Below are 20,590 nucleotides of genomic sequence, written 5' to 3' on the forward strand. Positions count from 1 at the left end.
GCATCAAACTAAGCGAAAGGCCATCCGTCAGGATGGCCTTTTTGCATTGGCGCAGAAAAAAATGCCTGATGCGACGCTGCGCGTCTTATACTCCCACATATGACAGATTCAGCAACGGATGCGGTTTCCCCAACTTGCCTACTTCCATACGTGTCCTCCTTACCAGAAATTTATCCTTAAGCTCCTCAATAACCATTTTCCTGCTAACTAAATTCATGGTTTAGGTTGCATAATGATACGCAACAAATGTATAACATTTTATTTACCGAAAGAAATAAACAAAAGCGACCAACAAAAGCATCGGATTACGGCAGGAGACATAATGGCATGGCTGAAAGTACTGTAACGGCAGACAGCAAACTGACAAGTAGTGATACTCGTCGCCGCATTTGGGCGATTGTGGGGGCCTCTTCAGGTAATCTGGTCGAGTGGTTCGATTTCTATGTCTACTCGTTCTGTTCACTCTACTTCGCCCACATTTTCTTCCCTTCCGGGAACACGACGACTCAACTACTACAAACAGCAGGTGTTTTTGCTGCGGGATTCCTGATGCGCCCAATAGGCGGTTGGCTATTTGGCCGCATAGCCGATAAACATGGTCGCAAAAAATCGATGCTGTTATCGGTGTGTATGATGTGTTTCGGATCGCTGGTTATCGCCTGCCTCCCAGGTTATGAAACTATAGGTACGTGGGCTCCGGCATTATTGCTTCTCGCTCGTTTATTTCAGGGATTATCCGTTGGCGGAGAATATGGCACCAGCGCCACCTATATGAGTGAAGTTGCCGTTGAAGGGCGCAAAGGTTTTTACGCATCATTTCAGTATGTGACGTTGATCGGCGGACAACTGCTAGCCCTACTGGTTGTCGTGGTTTTACAACACACCATGGAAGACGCTGCACTCAGAGAGTGGGGATGGCGTATTCCTTTCGCGTTAGGAGCTGTGTTAGCTGTTGTGGCGTTGTGGTTACGTCGTCAATTAGATGAAACTTCGCAACAAGAAACGCGCGCTTTAAAAGAAGCTGGATCTCTGAAAGGATTATGGCGCAATCGCCGTGCATTCATCATGGTTCTCGGTTTTACCGCTGCGGGCTCCCTTTGTTTCTATACCTTCACCACTTATATGCAGAAGTATCTGGTAAATACTGCGGGAATGCATGCCAACGTGGCGAGTGGCATTATGACTGCCGCATTGTTTGTATTCATGCTTATTCAACCACTCATTGGCGCGCTGTCGGATAAGATTGGTCGCCGTACCTCAATGTTATGTTTCGGTTCGCTGGCAGCCATTTTTACCGTTCCTATTCTCTCAGCATTGCAAAACGTTTCCTCGCCTTATGCCGCTTTTGGTCTGGTGATGTGTGCCCTGCTGATAGTGAGTTTTTATACATCAATCAGTGGAATACTGAAGGCTGAGATGTTCCCGGCACAGGTTCGCGCATTAGGCGTTGGTCTGTCATATGCGGTCGCTAATGCTATATTTGGTGGTTCGGCGGAGTACGTAGCGTTGTCGCTGAAATCAATAGGAATGGAAACAGCCTTCTTCTGGTATGTGACCTTGATGGCCGTGGTGGCGTTTCTGGTTTCTTTGATGCTACATCGCAAAGGGAAGGGGATGCGTCTTTAGTGACGGGTCAGTTGCCAGACGGTATAGCCGGTGCTTGCACCGGCGACATCCCAGGCCAAATCCTTCCAGCTCCAGCCGCTCCCTTCGGGGCGGCTATCCCAAAGCTCTTTTGACGCCCCCAAACTGACAGAGAACATCAATCCAAACATGGCACTGCGATCCCGGCTCATCCCCTGATGCTGTGAATATTCATTTCCGGCGGCGGAAAGTATCGCCGAGGCGATAAAGTGTTGAGCTTTATCCTGCCCGCTCCAGCTATCGTTAGCCATATGGCTGCATCCAGAAAGTAACAATAGCGAACAGACAAAAAGAATACGCAAAACGTGGCCTCCAAAAAACAAACCCCGTACAGGACGGGGTTGTGATTACAGGATGCGGCTAATTAATCGGTCGATGCGGATACGGCGCAAACGGCGGATGAGTTTACGAACCTTCACCGGATAATCGGCAATACTTTGCAGATCGCGATAGTGCTTAACGATGGTGGTACGCTCGCGGATCAGCTCCAGTTCTTTCTCTCGCTGCGGCGCAAGCTCCAGTTGTGGATCGTGGATCAAAATGGCGTTTTCCAGATCCAGACGCCAGGCGCGCGGGTTCAGGTTATTACCGGTGATCAACATCCACTTATCATCAACCCACATCCCTTTCAGGTGATAGGTGTTGTCGTCATCTTTCCATAACCGAACCACTAGCTGGTCAGTATTGACGTAATACTGCAAACGGCTCAGGAAACGACGCAGATTGATCTCATAGAGATAAGGCAATGCGCCAATTATCTTGAAAGGTTCATCTTCCGGAATGTAGAAGTCGTTCGCGGTTTTATCACCAACAATAATTTCGACCTTTTTCCCTTCGCGCAGCAACTGGATAATATTGCGCACAAGGATTGCTGGCAGGTTGAAGTATGGCGTACAGATGGTTAGTTTCTGCTCGGCACAAGGCATAAGATGGAAAATGGTCTTGTTCAACAGACTCGATTTCCCCAGCCCCACTAGCGGCGTTACGGAAAGCTGATCGTTGTCGGCATCGCCCTGGAAATGATAAGCGGCATCACGCAGCTCCTGGCGGAACAGACGAATATCGTTCTTGATTTCCGGGCTTTTTGGCCGATTAACATCATCCAGACGATTAACGCCGCGGCCATTCATAATATTCTGTGTAACCCATTCAAACATAATGTCTGACATCTTACGGTTACGGATCAGATGATAACGGTCGTAGCGATATTTATCGTGTTGATGCAGGTAAACATCGTTCAGGCTGGCACCGCTATAAAGTACGCTATCGTCGATGATAAAGCCTTTAAAGTGCAGAACACCAAGAGCTTCACGGGTATTGATTGGAACGCCATAAACCGGAACATCTACGCCCGGATTTTCCTGCGCCATGCGGCAGTACCAGTCAGCGTTAGTGTTAGATGCCGCAGCGCCAATGCGTCCACGTTGTGCACGATGCCAGTCGACCAGCACCCGCACATCCAGTTCCGGACGCTGCCTTTTAGCCTCATACAACGCGTTCAGAATGCCTTTGCCACCGTCATCCTGTTCGAGATACAGGGCGACAATGCAAATGCGCTGCTTCGCGCTGGCTATTTTTTCCAGCAGCGTCTCCCGGAAGTCGGCGGGAGCGTAAAAGAAATCGACATCATCAACTGATTGAGAAATCTTGGGTAGTTGGGCAAGGTGTTGTTGATGTTTATTACGCTTAAATTTTGACAACATCACAGTGCATTTCTTCTCTGTTCATTGAAGGGTCCTCTGTGCAATGCAGACGACATAAGCGGGCAATAATAACACCAGTCCCGATTAAGTGGTCAACATTTCCAGTACCTTACTCATGATTCCTCGCGCCGGGCAAGATTTAGCGTAAGCCCAACGATCCCCTCTTCGAGCTGGATATCAACGTTAAACCCGAGCTTGCGGGCTAGCGCCACCATGCCACGATTGTTTGGCATCGTAATACCATTCAGACGTTGTAGTCCGTGATTTCGCGTATAGGTAATCAACTTTTCCATTAAGCGTCGACCTAAGCCTAACCCTTTGAGATCCGAGCGAACCAGTACAGCAAATTCGGCATCGATGTTATCAGGATCGGAAATCGCACGCGTGACGCCGAGGATCTCTTCCGTTTGATCAATACGTCGTACCGCTACAAACGCCATTTCCCGATCGTAGTCGATCTGTGTCATGTTGGCTAAATCTTCATGGGTAAATTCGTTGATCTCGCTAAAGTAGCGGTAATAAAGATCTTCTTTGGTGACTCGCGAAATGAATTGCTGAAGTTGTGGCTCATCTTCTGGCAAAATCGGGCGGAACAAGCAGCGTTCACCGTTTTTCAATTCTACCCATTCTTCCAGCTGATGCGGATAAGGGCGCACTGCCAGCCGACTCTCGTTATCGCCTTCAAACGGCGAGATATCCAGCGTGACATCCAGCGCGGTAAATTCACTGCCAGAAGCCAGCAAAGGATGAATATCCAGACGCTGAATTTCCGGGCAATCGACAATCAAGTTGGAAACCTGCACCAGAAGCTGGCTCAAGCCTGCAACATCCAATGGGCGTAGCGCACTGCGCGCACGAATCTTTTTACTTTTGATCCCCTGAATAACCAGATAGCGGGCCAGGTTCATGTTCAGCGGCGGCAGTGCGACGACGGCTTGATCTTCAGGACGCCACTCCACACCGCCTTCACCCAGCATGATCAACGGCCCGAAAACCGGATCGTGCTCAACCACAACCCGCAACTCCTGAGCGCCAGCACGGTTAGCCATACTTTGCACCAACAGGCCGTGGACCCGCGCCTGTGGCCAGGCCATTTTTACGCGATCGAAAATAGCGTTCGCCGCTTGCTGGACTTCATTGGCTGTACGCAGGTAAAGCATGACGCCCTGAACTTCCGATTTATGTGGAATATCCGGCGAACGCAATTTCAGCGCCACCGGATAACCAATCTGTTCGGCAATATGCACCGCTTCGGTGCTATCGCTGGCAATCCAGGTTGGGAGCGTGTTCATGCCATACGCTTGCAGGATGGGCTGAACTTCATGGGTATCGAGCGACGTAGCCCCTTCGGCAATCGCCTGTTGCAACAGAAGATGCGCTTCTGCGGTATTGGAAGTCAGATTGCTGGGCAACGCCGGCGTTTCGCGTAGTTGCTTCTGATTACGCCGGTACTCCACCATATGCATAAAAGCAGTGATGGTTCCTTCCGGGGTACGGTAGGTCGGCAGCCCGGCTTCGCTGAATAAACGTCGTGCCTCTTGCGAGGAGTGCTCGCCGCACCAGTTCGTCAGCAAAGAGACATATTTGCTGCGGGGATGATGCTTTACCGCTTCAATTAATACTTGCGCGCTTTCTGTTGCGGGAGCAGCGGCGCTGGGCGAATGAATAACCATCAGCGCATCAAAATCCTGGCTGTGGAGCAGAATGTCCAGCGTTTTGACATAATGCTCGCTGCTGGCGTCATCGCGCAGATCGAGCGGGTTAGAGACTGCCACATGTTCTGGCAATGCATCGTGCAATTTCTGGCAGGTTTCTTCGCTTAGCGTTGCCAGCTTGCCATTGCGTGACCATAAGGCATCCAGCGCCAGCGCGGCAGGCGCAGCACCGTTGCTGATAATCATCAACCGGTCGCCACGCAGCGGGCGCATATGGCTAAGGGTTTCCACCGCCGAAAACAGTTCGTGGGTATCCTGTACCCGCAACAAACCGGCACGCTGAATAGCCGCATCCCATGCCGGGTCCATTCCTGCCGTGGTGTTGAGCAGTCGCTGTGCCGCCGGGCTACGTCCGCTTTTAATCACCAGAATCGGTTTATTACGCGAGGCACTACGGGCCGCCGAAACAAAGCGTCGCGCGTCGCTTAACTGTTCGAGATAGAGCAGGATGGCGCTGGTTTTACTGTCGCGCGCCAGATAGTCGAGCAATTCATCAACGTCGATATCCAGGCTGTCGCCGAGCGCAATAAAGTAGGAAAAGCCCATCTCACGCTGTTGCGCCCAGTCGAGGATGGTGTTGGAGACGGCAGCCGATTGCGAAATAAACGCCAGCTTGCCGCGTTTAATCGGCACAGGCGAAAAGCTGGCATTCAGACCTTGCCAGGGAGCCAGTAAACCCAGACTGTTTGGTCCAAGCAGGCGCATGTTATGGCGCAGGGCGCAGGCGCGGAGATCTTCGTGTTGCGATGCCGGGGCGGAAAGAATAATGCAGGTTTTACAGCCTTTCTCGCCGAGCTCTTCCAGAAGAGCAAGATTACGGCTGGCATTGGTACATAAAACCGCAAGGTCGGGTGTAAAGGGCAAGCTGGCAATATCCGGCCAGGCCAACACACCCAACACCGCTTTCCAGGCTGGCGTCACCGGGAGTACCGGTCCGTTAAAGCCTCCCGCCAGCAGGTTACGCATCATCAGGTAACCTGCGCGATTGGGTTTCATCGACGCGCCAATTACCGCTATCGATTTTGGTCGCAGTAGTGCTTCCAGTCCTCGCTGACTCATACCGGTCTCCCGCAGAAGTGACCGAATGATTTTAAACGCTTTCTAACTGTTCTGCTGTGATGCTACCCAGATGTTGCGTTTTTCCTGCCAGATAGCGTGTTTTAAAGCGGGTAAAATGCTCGCCTAACCCTGCTGCCGCCCCGGTATCGCCGGCCATATCTAACAGTGCGATGGCTACCTCGGCAGTACAATATTGGCCTGCAGCCTGGGCTTCACGCAGGCGATAGGCAGAAAGCCGGGAAAGATCGACGGAAATGACGGGAAGATTATCCAGATACGGACTTTTACGAAACATCTTGCGAGCTTCCGGCCAGGTACCATCGAGCATGATAAACAGCGGTGGCTTACCGGCAGGTGGTGTGAAGATCACTTCCCGTTGCTCATCAGCATACGAGGCGGGAAAGACCACCATTGGCTGATAATCCGGGTTTTGTACCAGATCCAGCAAATCCTGCGAGGGTTCGGTACGCGACCATTGAAACGCAACGGTATCAGGCAAAATATCAGCAATCAGACGCCCGGTATTACTGGGCTTCATTGGCTCGGTGTCGAACATCAGCAAACAGAAGCGACTTTTTGCTTGTGCTGGGGTAATTGTCGAACAGAGACATAATTTCTCTGGCAAAAGACAGCGTTGGCAGCGACGAACGCGATTACCGCGGGCAAGAAAAGGACGTGTTGCGCGCGCAATACGCTCGGCGCGTAACTGGAGAACAGCGTTTTCGGTCATAAGAGAGCGTCGAAAAAACGCCATTGTCGCAGAGGAGAAAACGGGGCACAAGATGCGCCCCGGTAAGATTAAAGAGATTCGTTCAGCCAGCTATCGAACGGCGCTTTCGGTACTGCGCCATTAAGCATGTCGACAACCTGACCGTTTTTGAAAATCATGATCGTCGGTATACTACGAATTCCAAAGCGACTGCTCAATTCACGTTCAGCTTCGGTATTCACTTTCACAAAGCGCACTTTACCGCTACGCTCTTGCGCGACATCTTCAAAAATTGGTGCGAAATTACGGCAGGGGCCGCACCACGGTGCCCAGAAGTCGATCACCACAGGTAGATCATCCTTCAGCAATTTGTCGAGTGTTTCACCGGTCGCATTAATCACCTCTCCGTCAAACAAGTCGTGACCGCAGCGTCCGCATTTTGCCGCATCTTCGATCCGATCGTCGGGAATGCGATTGATGGCCTGACAATGGGTACAAACGGTATTCATAACTAACCTCGGGATGAGTAAGGAGACTTATCGGCAACGACGCCGGTATGTTTCTAATATGTTACATATTATCGGGGACATTGTTCCAGACAACAATCTGTTTTATTCAATAGGTATGATAGTCGCAGGCTTTGGTACGAAATCATGGCGAACCGCGCGGACTTCGGGTAATCTGCGCGCTTCGCGCAGCGCTGGTGGAGAAAAGCATGAACGATGAAATGAAAGGTAAAAGCGGCAAGGTCAAAGTGATGTATGTCCGCAGTGATGATGATTCTGATAAACGTACCCACAACCCGCGTACCGGGAAAGGGGGCGGGCGTCCAGGAAAATCTCGTGCTGATGGTGGCCGTCGCCCCGCCCGCGATGACAAACAGAGTCAGCCCCGTGACCGCAAGTGGGAAGATTCGCCGTGGCGCACGGTTTCCCGCGCGCCGGGTGATGAGACGCCGGAAAAGGCCGATCACGGTGGCATCAGTGGTAAAAGTTTTATTGATCCGGAAGTGTTGCGTCGTCAGCGTGCGGAAGAAACCCGCGTCTACGGCGAAAACGCCTGTCAGGCACTGTTCCAGAGCCGTCCGGAAGCGATTGTTCGCGCCTGGTTTATCCAGAGTGTAACGCCGCGTTTTAAAGAAGCCTTGCGCTGGATGGCAGCAAACCGCAAAGCGTACCATGTGGTGGATGAAGCGGAATTGACAAAAGCGTCAGGCACGGAACATCACGGCGGCGTTTGCTTCCTGATCAAAAAGCGTAACGGTACAACCGTGCAGCAGTGGGTAATCCAGGCAGGCGCGCAGGATTGCGTTCTGGCACTGGAAAACGAATCTAACCCGCATAACCTGGGTGGCATGATGCGCAGCTGCGCGCACTTTGGCGTGAAAGGTGTCGTGGTGCAGGATGCGGCACTGCTGGAGTCGGGGGCGGCTATCCGTACCGCAGAAGGCGGCGCAGAGCACGTTCAGCCGATTACTGGCGACAACATTGTTAACGTGCTGGATGATTTCCGTCAGGCAGGTTACACCGTAGTGACCACTTCCAGCGAGCAGGGTAAACCGCTGTTCAAAACCAGTCTGCCAGCGAAAATGGTACTGGTGCTGGGTCAGGAATATGAAGGGTTACCGGATGCCGCACGCGATCCGAACGATCTGCGCGTGAAGATTGACGGTACGGGCAACGTTGCCGGGCTGAATATCTCTGTCGCAACCGGCGTTTTGCTTGGTGAATGGTGGCGTCAGAATAAAGCCTGATAAATCAGCCGGGTGGCAACTCTGCCATCCGGCATTTCCCCGCAAATTTACTCACTCTCTGCCGGTAATACTGGCATCCAGTCAATCGGCGTCTCGCCACGTTGTTCCAGCCACTGATTTGCCAGCACAAAATGGTTGCAGCCAAAGAATCCACGATGCGCCGAAAGCGGCGACGGATGCGGTGCTTTCAGTACATGATGGCGTTGCTTATCTATAATCGCCCCTTTCTTTTGCGCATGTGATCCCCACAACAAAAACACCACGCCTTCGCGGTGCTGGTTAATCAGGCTGATGACTTTATCAGTAAACGTCTCCCAACCGAGGCTGGCGTGGGAATGCGCCTGACCTGCGCGAACCGTCAACACAGTATTGAGCAGCAGAACGCCCTGACGCGCCCAGCTTTCGAGATAGCCATGATTAGGGCGGGTGAAGCCCGGAATAGTATTTTCCAGCTCTTTATACATATTCAATAATGACGGAGGAATGGCAATGCCGGGACGAACGGAAAATGCCAGACCATGCGCCTGTCCCGGTCCGTGATAAGGATCCTGGCCGAGAATCACCACTTTAACGTCACCCAACTCGGTAAAGCGGAACGCGTTAAAGACATCTTTTTGTGGTGGATAGATAGTGACGCCGGACTGCCGCTCGCTGGCGACGGTCTGAAGGGTATTAAGAAAATAAGGTTGTTGCTTCTCTTCAGCCAGCACGTCATGCCAGGTTAATTCGTTAGCCATCTTGCTCTCCTGCGAATCTTCAATCCGCCTAGCTTAACTGCTTCTTTCTACAGAACAAAATCATGCTCATTTTTTAGACTTAAACGAGTGCAAAAAAATGTAAATTGGTAAAATTTCACACCCGCATAAGTTGATGTAAAACAATAAAATCCATTTACGACCACAATCGATGTGTGGTTTTTGTTGATTTAAATCAAAGAATCAAGGGTGGTTGAGGAGTATATATACACTCAAGCAACAATGGTTTTACCAATTGGCCGCGACAGGCTGAACAAATCAAATAATTTTGCCGGGGAGGCATCACATGATTACAGGTATCCAGATTACTAAAGCCGCTAACGACGATCTGCTGAACTCTTTCTGGCTGCTGGACAGCGAAAAAGGCGAAGCACGTTGCATCGTTGCAAAAGCAGGTTATGCAGAAGATGAAGTGGTTGCAGTAAGCAAACTGGGTGACATTGAATACCGTGAAGTTCCAGTAGAAGTGAAACCAGAAGTTCGCGTTGAAGGTGGTCAACACCTGAACGTTAACGTTCTGCGTCGTGAAACTCTGGAAGATGCAGTTAAGCATCCGGAAAAATATCCGCAGCTGACCATCCGTGTATCCGGTTATGCAGTTCGCTTTAACTCTCTGACTCCGGAACAGCAGCGCGACGTTATCGCTCGTACCTTTACTGAAAGCCTGTAAGGCTTAAGTAGCAAGTTACTAAGCGGAAGAGGGCGACCTCTTCCGCTTTTTTTCGTTAATAGAAAATGCGTACCGCGCAATAGACCAGCAACAGGGCAAGCACGATATTTAACTGGCGACCATACTGGCGAAACAATCGCTGAAACAGATGCCCCGCCAGCGCCCAGCACACATTGCCAAACGTCCCAATCATCGCCAGCAAAACGCTGACGCCAACTACCCAGCTTAGCGCCTGTGTTTGCGGCAGAACAAACGTCGACAGTGCCGTAACACCGTACAAAATGATTTTGACGTTCACAAACTGCAAAGCAAAGCTGGCCCAAAAGCTGATTGGTTTTGCCTGAAGTCCGTCTTCCTTTGTTGGGCTGGTGGCGATTTTCCACGCCAGCCAGACAATATATGCCGCCCCCGCCCAACTCAAAAGGTGTACCGCTGCCGGGTCAATCACTGCCAGTGAAAATGAAATGCCCGCACACAGTAACATCACAATCAAAAATCCCAGACTCATCCCTGCCAGCACGCGGGTACTTTGACGAAATCCATGCGACGTAGCAGAGCTAAGGGCGAGAATATTGTTCGGTCCTGGCGTCATAGCGGTAATCAGGGTGTAAGTCCAAAAAGCACTTAAAAGGATCGGTGTCACTTGTTATCTCCTCTGTTTTGGTAGACAGTACCCGACACGGAACATTAAAAAAAATGAATGTTTTTATATTCTAAATTCGATATTTTCGATAGGTTTGGGGTTATGGATCTGCGCCGTTTTATTACGCTTAAAACCGTGGTGGAAGAGGGTTCCTTTTTGCGAGCTTCGCAAAAATTGTGCTGTACACAATCGACGGTGACTTTTCATATTCAGCAGCTTGAGCAGGAGTTTTCAGTCCAGTTATTTGAGAAAATTGGCCGACGGATGTGCCTTACCCGCGAAGGAAAAAAGTTGCTGCCGCACATTTATGAACTTACCCGAGTGATGGATACGCTTCGTGAGGCTGCCAAAAAGGAGTCAGATCCGGACGGGGAACTACGCGTTGTTTCGGGCGAAACGTTGCTCTCTTACCGAATGCCGCAGGTGTTGCAGCGTTTTCGGCAACGCGCACCAAAAGTGCGTTTATCGTTGCAGGCGCTGAACTGTTACGTGATCCGTGATGCGCTACTGAATGATGAGGCCGATGTCGGCGTCTTTTATCGCGTAGGGAATGATGATGCCCTGAACCGACGAGAGTTGGGTGAACAATCGCTGGTGCTGGTGGCTTCACCACAAATTGCAGATGTCGATTTTACTGAGCCGGGAAGACATAACGCCTGTAGCTTTATTATCAACGAACCGCAATGTGTCTTCCGGCAGATATTTGAGAGCACGCTGCGACAGCGGCGGATCACGGTGGAAAACACCATTGAGCTTATAAGTATCGAAAGCATCAAGCGTTGTGTCGCGGCGAATATCGGTGTCAGTTACTTGCCCCACTTTGCGGTGGAAAAAGAGCTTGAGAGCGGAGAATTAATTGAATTGCCTTTTGGCGAACAGTCGCAGACCATTACGGCAATGTGCGCACATCATGCTGGAAAAGCGGTTAGCCCGGCGATGCACATTTTTATTCAGTGTGTTGAAGAGTGTTTTGTGGTTGCGTAAAAAAACAATGCCGGGCTTAAACCCGGCATTGAGATTACTCTTCTGTCGTTTGCGGTGGCACGCCCGTTCCGCTCGGTTTACGGCGCTTACCAATATTTTTGGTGTCGCGATGGCGTTTTTTCACCCGCGGCTTCTCTTTCTCTTTAGCTTTTTTCTTCTCGGCGCGTTTTGCCAGTACTTTCTTCGATGGCTTGCCGGTCTGCTTCTCGCTTGGCGCACGCGTTTTCGGGCGTAACTCATCAATAACGCGAGCTTTAATCGGCTCTTCAATGTAACGGCCAACCTTGCCCAGCAGCAAATGGTCATGGGCTTCCACCAGCGAAATTGCGGTGCCTTTACGACCGGCGCGCGCGGTACGTCCGATACGATGCAAATAAGTATCGCCACTGCGCGGCATATCGAAGTTAAAGACGTGGCTGACGTCAGGAATGTCGATACCGCGCGCGGCAACATCGGTGGCAACCAGTACGTTTACGCGGCCTTCGGTCAGGCGTTTAATTGCTTCGTTACGCTTGCCTTGTACCATCTCACCTTCGAGATAGCAGTTGTTGATGCCCGCTTCGCGCAGCCAGTTTGCCAGCTCATGCACACGTTCACGCTTACGCACAAACACGATTGAGCGAGTCGCTTCAGGCTGTTTTAACAGGTGCACCAGCAATGCGGTTTTATGTTCCAGGTCATCGGCGCGGTAATACCACTGATGAATTTTTTTGCGCTCACGGGTGGACGGATTGGCAGAAACTTCCACCGGATCTTCCAGCAGACGCTCGGCAAAGTCCTGAATCGCATCGCCTTCCAGCGTTGCCGAAAAGAGCAGGGTCTGTTTACGCCAGCGAGTTTCGCCAGCAATATGTTCGATATCCTGAGCGAAGCCCATATCCAGCATACGGTCTGCTTCGTCGAGGATCAGCGTTTCAACCGCGCGGCAATCGAAGTTCTCTTCTTTTATGTATTGCAGCAGACGTCCGGTCGTGGCGACCACGATGTCCTGATTTTCGCTGAACACTTCCGCGTGGTTCATATAGGCTACGCCGCCGGTGATGGTGGCGATATCCAGATGCGTATGTTTCGCCAGTTCGCGGGCATGATCGGCCACCTGCATCGCCAGCTCGCGAGTTGGGGTGAGGATCAAAATACGCGGCGGACCGGATTTCTTACGTGGGAAATCGAGCAGGTGCTGCAACGCTGGCAGCAGATACGCCGCCGTTTTACCGGTGCCTGTCGGCGCAGAACCGAGTACATCACGGCCATCGAGCGCAGGCGGAATGGCGGCAGCCTGAATGGCGGTCGGGCGAGTGAAACCTTTATCCTGGAGGGCTTCCAGCAGGCTTTTGTCGAGTTCAAGTTCGGAAAAAGTCGTTACAGTCATGTTCTACCTCTGTGTGGGGCGCTGATTATAGACGTTACGGCTGCAATCTTCATCTGTTTGTATGGATATCGCTTCTCGGGTATTGTTCTCACCCGGTGCTATCGCCGTTTTTCCTGCAAGGTTTTATTTTCATGTCACAGTCTACATCCGTGCTTCGTCGTAATGGATTTACTTTTAAACAGTTTTTTGTTGCTCACGATCGCTGTGCGATGAAAGTGGGAACGGATGGCATTTTGCTGGGCGCATGGGCACCGGTGGCTGGGGTGAAACGTTGCCTTGATATCGGCGCGGGTAGCGGGTTGCTGGCACTGATGCTGGCGCAGCGAACCAGTGACAGCGTGATAATTGATGCCGTTGAGCTGGAAAGTGAAGCTGCCGCGCAGGCGCAGGAAAATATCAACCAGTCCCCGTGGGCAGAGCGGATTAACGTCCATACGGCGGATATTCAGCAGTGGATCACACAGCAGACAGTACGCTTCGATTTAATCATCAGTAACCCACCTTACTATCAGCAGGGAGTAGAGTGCGCGACACCTCAACGGGAACAGGCTCGCTATACCACTACGCTTGATCACCCATCGCTGCTGACCTGTGCGGCGGAGTGCATTACCGAAGAGGGATTTTTCTGCGTGGTGCTGCCAGAGCAGATTGGTAATGGTTTTACTGAACTGGCATTAAGCATGGGCTGGCATTTACGTTTGCGGACGGATGTGGCGGAAAACGAAGCGCGACTGCCGCATCGGGTGCTGCTGGCATTCTCCCCGCAGGCGGGAGAATGCTTTAGCGATCGCTTAGTCATTCGTGGGCCAGACCAGAACTATTCCGAAGCGTATACGGCGCTGACCCAGGCTTTTTATCTGTTTATGTAATGATTGCCGGGGGAAAGGATCGATGGACCGGAATGCGTGAGCAGTTCCGGGTAATCCAGCGTAAAATGCAGCCCCCGGCTTTCTTTGCGCATCATCGCGCAGCGAACAATCAACTCGGCAACCTGTACCAGATTACGCAGCTCCAGCAAATTATTTGAGACGCGGAAATGGGCGTAATATTCGTCTATTTCTTGTTGGAGCATGGTTATCCGCCGCAGGGCGCGTTCCAGGCGCTTCGTTGTGCGCACAATGCCAACGTAATCCCACATAAACAGCCGTAGCTCGTGCCAGTTATGCTGAATTACTACCCGTTCGTCAGGGTTCTCAACGCGGCTTTCATCCCACGGCGGTAACGTACTGACGCCGTGGGCATAAGGCATACGTCTGGTGATATCTTCTGCCGCCGACCAGCCATAGACCAGACACTCCAGCAATGAATTCGAGGCCATGCGGTTAGCGCCGTGTAAGCCGGTATAACTCACCTCGCCAATGGCATACAAGCCCTCGACGTCCGTACGCCCATGATCATCAACCATTACACCACCGCAGGTATAGTGTGCAGCAGGCACAATCGGTACCGGTTCTTGTGTGAGATCAATCCCCAGCCCGAGCAATTTTTCATAAATCATCGGGAAATGCTGGCGAATAAAATCGGCGGGCTTATGGCTGATGTCGAGGAACATACAATCTGCGCCGAGGCGTTTCATTTCATGGTCAATGGCGCGGGCGACAATATCGCGCGGGGCCAGTTCGCCGCGCTCATCAAAATCGGGCATAAAACGCGTGCCATCCGGGCGCTTGAGATAAGCGCCTTCGCCGCGCAGTGCTTCCGTTAACAGGAAATTGCGTGCCTGTGGGTGATACAGTGCGGTAGGGTGGAACTGATTAAATTCGAGATTGGCAACCCGACAGCCCGCGCGCCACGCCATAGCAATGCCATCGCCAGAAGAAATATCCGGATTGGTGGTGTACTGATACACCTTCGACGCACCGCCGGTTGCCAGTACCACTGCTTTTGCGTGGCAGGTTTCCACCGTTTCTTTATTTCGGTTCCATACCCACGCGCCTACAACCCGTCGCGTGCCCGGCAGGCCAATTTTGTCAGAGACAATCAGATCAACTGCGTTGCTGCGCTCCAGCACACGAATATTCGGATGGTTCTGCGCCTTGCTCACCAGCGTGGATTGTACTTCTCTACCGGTGGCGTCGGCGGCATGAAGAATACGACGGTGACTATGTCCACCTTCACGGGTCAGATGGTAGCTTTCTTCGCCATTCGGTTGAACGTGGGTATCAAACAAAACCCCCTGGTCAATTAACCATTGCACACAGGAACGAGCATTGCTGGCGACAAATTCAACTGCATGGCGATCGCAAATACCAGCCCCGGAAATCAATGTGTCTTCCACATGCGAGTCAATGCTGTCAGTTTCATCAAACACGGCGGCAATACCGCCCTGGGCATAAAATGTTGAACCTTCCGTTACCGGGCCTTTACTTAGAACGATGACCTGATGCTGGTCAGCCAGGCGTAGCGCCAGTGAAAGTCCGGCTGCGCCGCTACCAATAATCAACACGTCACATGAATGTTCAGGGAGAGTATTCATTTTCTTTGTTTAATCTACTAAACATTGTTTGGTCAGCATAGCATCATGTTGTGCGAATAAACACCTGCTATTTTAATATTTGTTACAGTGGCTAAACACGTTGACGCAGGGCGGCGAGAAAAAGAGAAGTTACTGGCTGGTGGAGGATTAGGTGGTGAAATAAAAAGGCCGTTGGGTTACTCTTCAGGCAGTTAAATGGGCATTTCTACACAGATAATGCGATGTTCAGATTCTGTAGACTTATAATGATAGATAATGCTCCGTCTACAGCATGACAAACAAAAACAGATGCGTTACGGAACTTTACAAAAACGAGACACTCTAACCCTTTGCTTGCTCAAATTGCAGCTAATGGAGTGGCGTTTCGATAGCGCGTGGAAATTTGGTTTGGGGAGACTTTACCTCGGATGAGCGAGCAGTTAACGGACCAGGTCCTGGTTGAACGGGTCCAGAAGGGAGATCAGAAAGCCTTTAACTTACTGGTAGTGCGCTATCAGCATAAAGTGGCGAGTCTGGTTTCCCGCTATGTGCCGTCGGGTGATGTTCCCGATGTGGTACAAGAAGCTTTTATTAAAGCCTATCGTGCGCTGGATTCGTTCCGGGGAGATAGCGCTTTTTATACATGGCTGTATCGGATTGCTGTAAATACAGCGAAAAATTACCTGGTTGCTCAGGGGCGTCGTCCACCTTCCAGTGATGTGGATGCCATTGAAGCTGAAAACTTCGAAAGTGGCGGCGCGTTGAAAGAAATTTCGAACCCTGAGAACTTAATGTTGTCAGAAGAACTGAGACAGATAGTTTTCCGAACTATTGAGTTCCTCCCGGAAGATTTGCGCATGGCAATAACCTTGCGGGAGCTGGATGGCCTGAGCTATGAAGAGATAGCCGCTATCATGGATTGTCCGGTAGGTACGGTGCGTTCACGTATCTTCCGAGCGAGGGAAGCTATTGATAACAAAGTTCAACCGCTTATCAGGCGTTGACGATAGCGGGATACTGGATAAGGGTATTAGGCATGCAGAAAGAACAACTTTCCGCTTTAATGGATGGCGAAACGCTGGATAGTGAGCTGCTTAACGAACTGGCTCATAACCCAGAAATGCAGAAAACCTGGGAAAGCTATCACTTAATCCGTGATTCAATGCGGGGTGATACTCCCGAGGTGCTCCATTTCGATATCTCTTCACGCGTGATGGCCGCCATTGAAGAAGAGCCAGTACGTCAATCGGCGACATTGATCCCGGAAGCCCAGCCTGCGCCGCATCAATGGCAGAAAATGCCATTCTGGCAGAAAGTACGTCCGTGGGCGGCACAGCTTACCCAAATGGGCGTAGCCGCATGCGTATCGCTTGCAGTTATCGTTGGCGTCCAGCACTATAATGGACAATCTGAAACGTCCCAGCAGCCCGAAACGCCGGTATTTAATACACTGCCGATGATGGGTAAAGCCAGCCCGGTAAGCCTGGGAGTACCTTCTGAAGCGACCGCAAACAATGGTCAACAGCAGCAGGTACAGGAGCAGCGTCGTCGCATTAATGCAATGTTGCAGGATTACGAACTGCAACGCCGACTCCACTCTGAACAGCTTCAGTTTGAGCAGGCGCAAACCCAGCAAGCCGCTGTACAGGTGCCAGGAATTCAAACTTTAGGAACGCAATCGCAGTAATGAAGCAACTTTGGTTTGCCATGTCATTAGTGACAGGTAGCCTGTTATTCTCTGCTAACGCCTCGGCCACTCCCGCGTCCGGGGCGTTATTACAGCAGATGAACCTGGCCAGTCAGTCACTGAATTACGAGCTGTCATTCATCAGCATCAATAAACAGGGTGTTGAGTCTCTGCGTTATCGACATGCACGCCTCGATAACCGTCCTCTTGCACAATTGTTGCAAATGGATGGCCCGCGCCGGGAAGTGGTACAGCGCGGCAATGAAATCAGCTATTTTGAACCGGGACTTGAACCGTTCACGCTTAATGGCGATTACATTGTTGATTCTCTGCCATCGCTTATCTATACCGATTTCAAACGCCTTTCTCCTTACTACGACTTTATCTCCGTCGGGCGCACGCGTATTGCTGATCGTCTTTGCGAAGTCATTCGCGTGGTTGCCCGAGATGGTACACGCTACAGCTACATCGTGTGGATGGACACCGAATCGAAATTACCGATGCGGGTTGATCTCCTTGATCGCGATGGTGAAACGCTGGAACAATTTCGCGTGATTGCTTTTAACGTCAATCAGGATATCAGCAGCAGTATGCAGACGCTGGCGAAGGCAAATTTGCCGCCGTTGCTTTCTGTTCCTGTAGGTGAAAAAGCTAAATTCAGCTGGACGCTAACTTGGTTGCCACAGGGTTTTAGCGAAGTTTCCAGTAGTCGACGTCCGCTACCGACGATGGACAACATGCCTATCGAATCACGTCTCTATTCCGACGGATTATTCAGCTTCTCGGTAAACGTTAACCGCGCTACGCCATCGAGCACCGATCAGATGTTGCGCACCGGACGCAGAACCGTCAGTACAAGCGTACGTGATAACGCCGAAATCACCATTGTCGGTGAACTGCCGCCGCAAACGGCGAAACGCATTGCCGAGAATATTAAGTTCGGGGCAGCGCAATGATCAAAGAGTGGGCTACCGTCGTCTCCTGGCAAAACGGGCAGGCGCTGGTCAGTTGTGATGTTAAAGCTTCATGCAGCAGCTGCGCTTCACGCGCCGGTTGCGGTAGCCGCGTGTTGAATAAACTTGGCCCGCAAACCACGCATACCATTGTCGTACCCTGTGATGAGCCGTTAGTGCCGGGGCAAAAAGTGGAATTGGGGATCGCCGAAGGCAGCCTGCTTAGCTCCGCATTACTGGTTTATATGTCGCCGCTGGTGGGATTATTCCTCATCGCTTCGCTATTTCAGCTACTCTTTGCTTCTGACGTCGCAGCATTATGTGGTGCGGTCCTCGGCGGTATTGGCGGGTTCCTGATTGCGCGCGGCTACTCGCGTAAGTTTGCTGCCCGGGCAGAATGGCAACCGATCATCTTAAGCGTGGCATTGCCGCCTGGCCTTGTGCGATTTGAAACATCTTCGGAAGACGCGAGCCAGTGATTTCACTGGCTTTGTTGCATTTTGCATAACAAATGCGAGGGCGTTTCCAGATACCACAATCCATACGGTATGAACATTTCCTCGCCTCAATGTTGTAGTGTAGAATGCGGCGTTTCTATTAATACAGACGTTAAGCTCAGAACAGCGACTTCTAAAAGCCTGGTTAACCGGGCATTAAGGCACAATAATCATACTTTATGAAGAATATACGTAACTTTTCGATCATAGCTCACATTGACCACGGTAAATCGACGCTGTCTGACCGTATTATCCAGATCTGCGGTGGCCTGTCTGACCGTGAAATGGAGGCGCAGGTTCTCGATTCCATGGATCTTGAGCGTGAGCGTGGCATTACCATCAAAGCGCAAAGCGTGACGCTGGACTACAAAGCGTCTGACGGCGAAACCTATCAGCTTAACTTTATCGACACCCCGGGCCACGTAGACTTCTCCTATGAAGTTTCCCGTTCGCTGGCTGCCTGTGAAGGTGCATTGCTGGTGGTCGACGCCGGGCAGGGCGTAGAAGCGCAAACCCTGGCAAACTGCTACACCGCCATGGAAATGGATCTCGAAGTGGTGCCGGTACTGAACAAGATTGACCTGCCGGCAGCCGATCCTGAACGCGTGGCGGAAGAAATTGAAGATATCGTCGGCATCGACGCCACCGATGCAGTGCGCTGTTCAGCGAAAACCGGCGTTGGCGTGCAGGACGTTCTCGAACGTCTGGTACGCGACATTCCGCCGCCGGAAGGCGATCCGGAAGGCCCGTTGCAGGCACTAATTATCGACTCCTGGTTCGACAACTACCTGGGCGTTGTTTCACTTATCCGTATTAAAAACGGCACCCTGCGTAAGGGCGACAAAGTGAAAGTCATGAGTACCGGGCAGACCTATAACGCCGACCGTCTGGGCATCTTCACGCCGAAACAGGTTGACCGCACTGAACTGAAATGTGGCGAAGTAGGCTGGCTCGTATGTGCGATTAAAGATATCCACGGCGCTCCAGTCGGCGATACCTTAACGCTGGCGCGTAATCCGGCAGAAAAGGCGCTGCCTGGCTTTAAGAAAGTCAAACCGCAGGTATACGCCGGTCTGTTCCCGGTAAGTTCCGACGACTATGAAGCCTTCCGTGACGCGCTGGGTAAACTCAGCCTGAACGATGCCTCACTGTTCTATGAGCCGGAAAGCTCCAGCGCGCTGGGCTTTGGTTTCCGCTGCGGCTTCCTTGGCCTGCTGCACATGGAGATCATCCAGGAGCGTCTGGAACGTGAATACGATCTGGATCTGATCACCACTGCGCCGACCGTAGTGTATGAAGTTGAAACCACGTCAAGGGAAGTTATCTACGTCGACAGCCCATCCAAGCTGCCTGCGGTAAATAACATTTACGAACTGCGCGAGCCGATTGCAGAGTGTCACATGCTGCTGCCGCAGGCATATCTCGGCAACGTTATTACGCTGTGCGTAGAAAAACGCGGCGTGCAGACCAATATGGTTTACCACGGTAATCAGGTGGCGCTGACGTACGAGATCCCGATGGCGGAAGTGGTGCTCGACTTCTTCGATCGCCTGAAATCTACCTCGCGTGGTTATGCGTCTCTGGATTACAACTTCAAACGCTTCCAGGCGTCCGACATGGTACGTGTAGACGTATTAATCAACGGTGAACGTGTTGATGCGCTGGCGTTGATCACCCACCGTGATAATTCGCAAAACCGCGGTCGCGAGTTGGTGGAGAAGATGAAAGATCTGATCCCACGCCAGCAGTTTGATATCGCCATTCAGGCAGCGATTGGTACGCACATTATTGCGCGATCCACCGTGAAACAGCTGCGTAAAAACGTACTGGCTAAATGTTATGGCGGCGATATCAGCCGTAAGAAAAAGCTGCTGCAGAAGCAGAAAGAAGGTAAGAAACGCATGAAGCAGATCGGTAACGTTGAGCTGCCGCAGGAAGCGTTCCTCGCCATTCTGCACGTCGGCAAAGACAACAAATAACCCTTAGGAGTTGGC

The 20,590-nt window shown here is 51.5% G+C and carries 19 protein-coding genes and 1 pseudogene; 11 read left to right on the forward strand and 9 right to left on the reverse strand.

Going from position 1 to position 20,590, the window contains the following annotated elements:
• Positions 1-327: 327 nt before the first annotated feature.
• Complete coding sequence (gene kgtP / locus ACUU1I_RS09855; protein WP_000841103.1) at positions 328-1,626, forward strand: alpha-ketoglutarate permease; 1,299 nt, start codon at positions 328-330, stop codon at positions 1,624-1,626.
• On the opposite strand, the gene ACUU1I_RS09860 is transcribed toward kgtP, so the two are convergent.
• The 5 genes from ACUU1I_RS09860 to trxC form a co-directional block, all read right to left on the reverse strand.
• Positions 1,623-1,946, reverse strand: a complete 324-nt coding sequence (locus ACUU1I_RS09860) for a YfiM family lipoprotein (protein ID WP_005105704.1) — start codon at positions 1,944-1,946, stop codon at positions 1,623-1,625. The two genes, kgtP and ACUU1I_RS09860, sit on opposite strands and share 4 nt — an antisense overlap.
• Positions 1,947-1,991: 45 nt before the next feature.
• Complete coding sequence (gene pssA, locus ACUU1I_RS09865) at positions 1,992-3,347, reverse strand: CDP-diacylglycerol--serine O-phosphatidyltransferase (protein WP_005051257.1); 1,356 nt, start codon at positions 3,345-3,347, stop codon at positions 1,992-1,994.
• Positions 3,348-3,460: 113 nt separating this feature from the next.
• A complete protein-coding gene (gene patZ / locus ACUU1I_RS09870; protein ID WP_000082954.1) occupies positions 3,461-6,121 on the reverse strand; it encodes a peptidyl-lysine N-acetyltransferase PatZ in 2,661 nt (886 codons plus the stop codon).
• Between the two features lie 31 nt (positions 6,122-6,152).
• Positions 6,153-6,851, reverse strand: coding sequence for a tRNA-uridine aminocarboxypropyltransferase (tapT, locus tag ACUU1I_RS09875; RefSeq protein WP_001343689.1), 699 nt, complete (start codon positions 6,849-6,851; stop codon positions 6,153-6,155).
• Between the two features lie 68 nt (positions 6,852-6,919).
• Positions 6,920-7,339, reverse strand: coding sequence for a thioredoxin TrxC (trxC, locus tag ACUU1I_RS09880; RefSeq protein ID WP_001098726.1), 420 nt, complete (start codon positions 7,337-7,339; stop codon positions 6,920-6,922).
• A gap of 206 nt (positions 7,340-7,545) precedes the next feature.
• On the opposite strand from trxC, the gene ACUU1I_RS09885 reads away from it, so the two are divergent.
• Complete coding sequence (locus tag ACUU1I_RS09885; protein ID WP_000997396.1) at positions 7,546-8,583, forward strand: tRNA/rRNA methyltransferase; 1,038 nt, start codon at positions 7,546-7,548, stop codon at positions 8,581-8,583.
• Between the two features lie 47 nt (positions 8,584-8,630).
• Here ACUU1I_RS09885 and ung read toward each other — a convergent pair whose 3' ends face one another.
• Complete coding sequence (gene ung / locus ACUU1I_RS09890; protein ID WP_001262716.1) at positions 8,631-9,320, reverse strand: uracil-DNA glycosylase; 690 nt, start codon at positions 9,318-9,320, stop codon at positions 8,631-8,633.
• A 304-nt stretch (positions 9,321-9,624) separates the two neighbouring features.
• On the opposite strand from ung, the gene grcA reads away from it, so the two are divergent.
• Entirely contained in the window at positions 9,625-10,008 is a 384-nt protein-coding gene (grcA, locus tag ACUU1I_RS09895; RefSeq protein ID WP_000627807.1) for an autonomous glycyl radical cofactor GrcA, read from the forward strand.
• A 55-nt stretch (positions 10,009-10,063) separates the two neighbouring features.
• Here grcA and eamB read toward each other — a convergent pair whose 3' ends face one another.
• Positions 10,064-10,651 (reverse strand): cysteine/O-acetylserine transporter, encoded by a 588-nt coding sequence (gene eamB, locus ACUU1I_RS09900; RefSeq protein ID WP_000187873.1) that lies wholly within the window; start codon positions 10,649-10,651, stop codon positions 10,064-10,066.
• A 102-nt stretch (positions 10,652-10,753) separates the two neighbouring features.
• On the opposite strand from eamB, the pseudogene ACUU1I_RS09905 reads away from it, so the two are divergent.
• Positions 10,754-11,626: pseudogene (locus tag ACUU1I_RS09905) on the forward strand (LysR family transcriptional regulator); the annotation flags it as partial.
• Between the two features lie 43 nt (positions 11,627-11,669).
• Here ACUU1I_RS09905 and srmB read toward each other — a convergent pair.
• Complete coding sequence (srmB, locus tag ACUU1I_RS09910) at positions 11,670-13,004, reverse strand: ATP-dependent RNA helicase SrmB (RefSeq protein WP_000219208.1); 1,335 nt, start codon at positions 13,002-13,004, stop codon at positions 11,670-11,672.
• 131 nt (positions 13,005-13,135) lie between these two features.
• On the opposite strand from srmB, the gene trmN reads away from it, so the two are divergent.
• Entirely contained in the window at positions 13,136-13,873 is a 738-nt protein-coding gene (trmN, locus tag ACUU1I_RS09915; protein ID WP_001298974.1) for a tRNA(1)(Val) (adenine(37)-N(6))-methyltransferase TrmN, read from the forward strand.
• Here trmN and nadB read toward each other — a convergent pair.
• A complete protein-coding gene (gene nadB / locus ACUU1I_RS09920; protein ID WP_001094509.1) occupies positions 13,858-15,480 on the reverse strand; it encodes an L-aspartate oxidase in 1,623 nt (540 codons plus the stop codon). The genes trmN and nadB overlap by 16 nt on opposite strands.
• A gap of 255 nt (positions 15,481-15,735) precedes the next feature.
• Here nadB and rseD point away from each other — a divergent pair, with 255 nt between their 5' ends.
• From rseD to lepA, 6 genes are all read left to right on the forward strand, one after another.
• Complete coding sequence (gene rseD, locus ACUU1I_RS09925) at positions 15,736-15,891, forward strand: rpoE leader peptide RseD (RefSeq protein WP_032157127.1); 156 nt, start codon at positions 15,736-15,738, stop codon at positions 15,889-15,891.
• Positions 15,888-16,463, forward strand: coding sequence for an RNA polymerase sigma factor RpoE (gene rpoE, locus ACUU1I_RS09930; RefSeq protein WP_005070454.1), 576 nt, complete (start codon positions 15,888-15,890; stop codon positions 16,461-16,463). Before rseD ends, rpoE begins: the two co-directional genes overlap by 4 nt.
• A gap of 32 nt (positions 16,464-16,495) precedes the next feature.
• Positions 16,496-17,146: an anti-sigma-E factor RseA gene (rseA, locus tag ACUU1I_RS09935; protein ID WP_001168466.1), complete on the forward strand. Its 651-nt coding sequence runs from the start codon at positions 16,496-16,498 to the stop codon at positions 17,144-17,146.
• On the forward strand, positions 17,146-18,102 hold the full coding sequence (gene rseB, locus ACUU1I_RS09940) for a sigma-E factor regulatory protein RseB (RefSeq protein ID WP_000812046.1): 957 nt from the start codon (positions 17,146-17,148) through the stop codon (positions 18,100-18,102). The genes rseA and rseB overlap by 1 nt, the downstream gene beginning before the upstream one ends.
• Positions 18,099-18,578, forward strand: a complete 480-nt coding sequence (rseC, locus tag ACUU1I_RS09945) for a SoxR-reducing system protein RseC (protein ID WP_000589070.1) — start codon at positions 18,099-18,101, stop codon at positions 18,576-18,578. Before rseB ends, rseC begins: the two co-directional genes overlap by 4 nt.
• Before the next feature lie 197 nt (positions 18,579-18,775).
• Positions 18,776-20,575, forward strand: a complete 1,800-nt coding sequence (gene lepA / locus ACUU1I_RS09950) for a translation elongation factor 4 (protein WP_000790168.1) — start codon at positions 18,776-18,778, stop codon at positions 20,573-20,575.
• The last annotated feature ends 15 nt before the right edge of the window (positions 20,576-20,590 follow it).

The sequence above is a fragment of the Shigella sp. SIG3 genome, assembly GCF_053555855.1.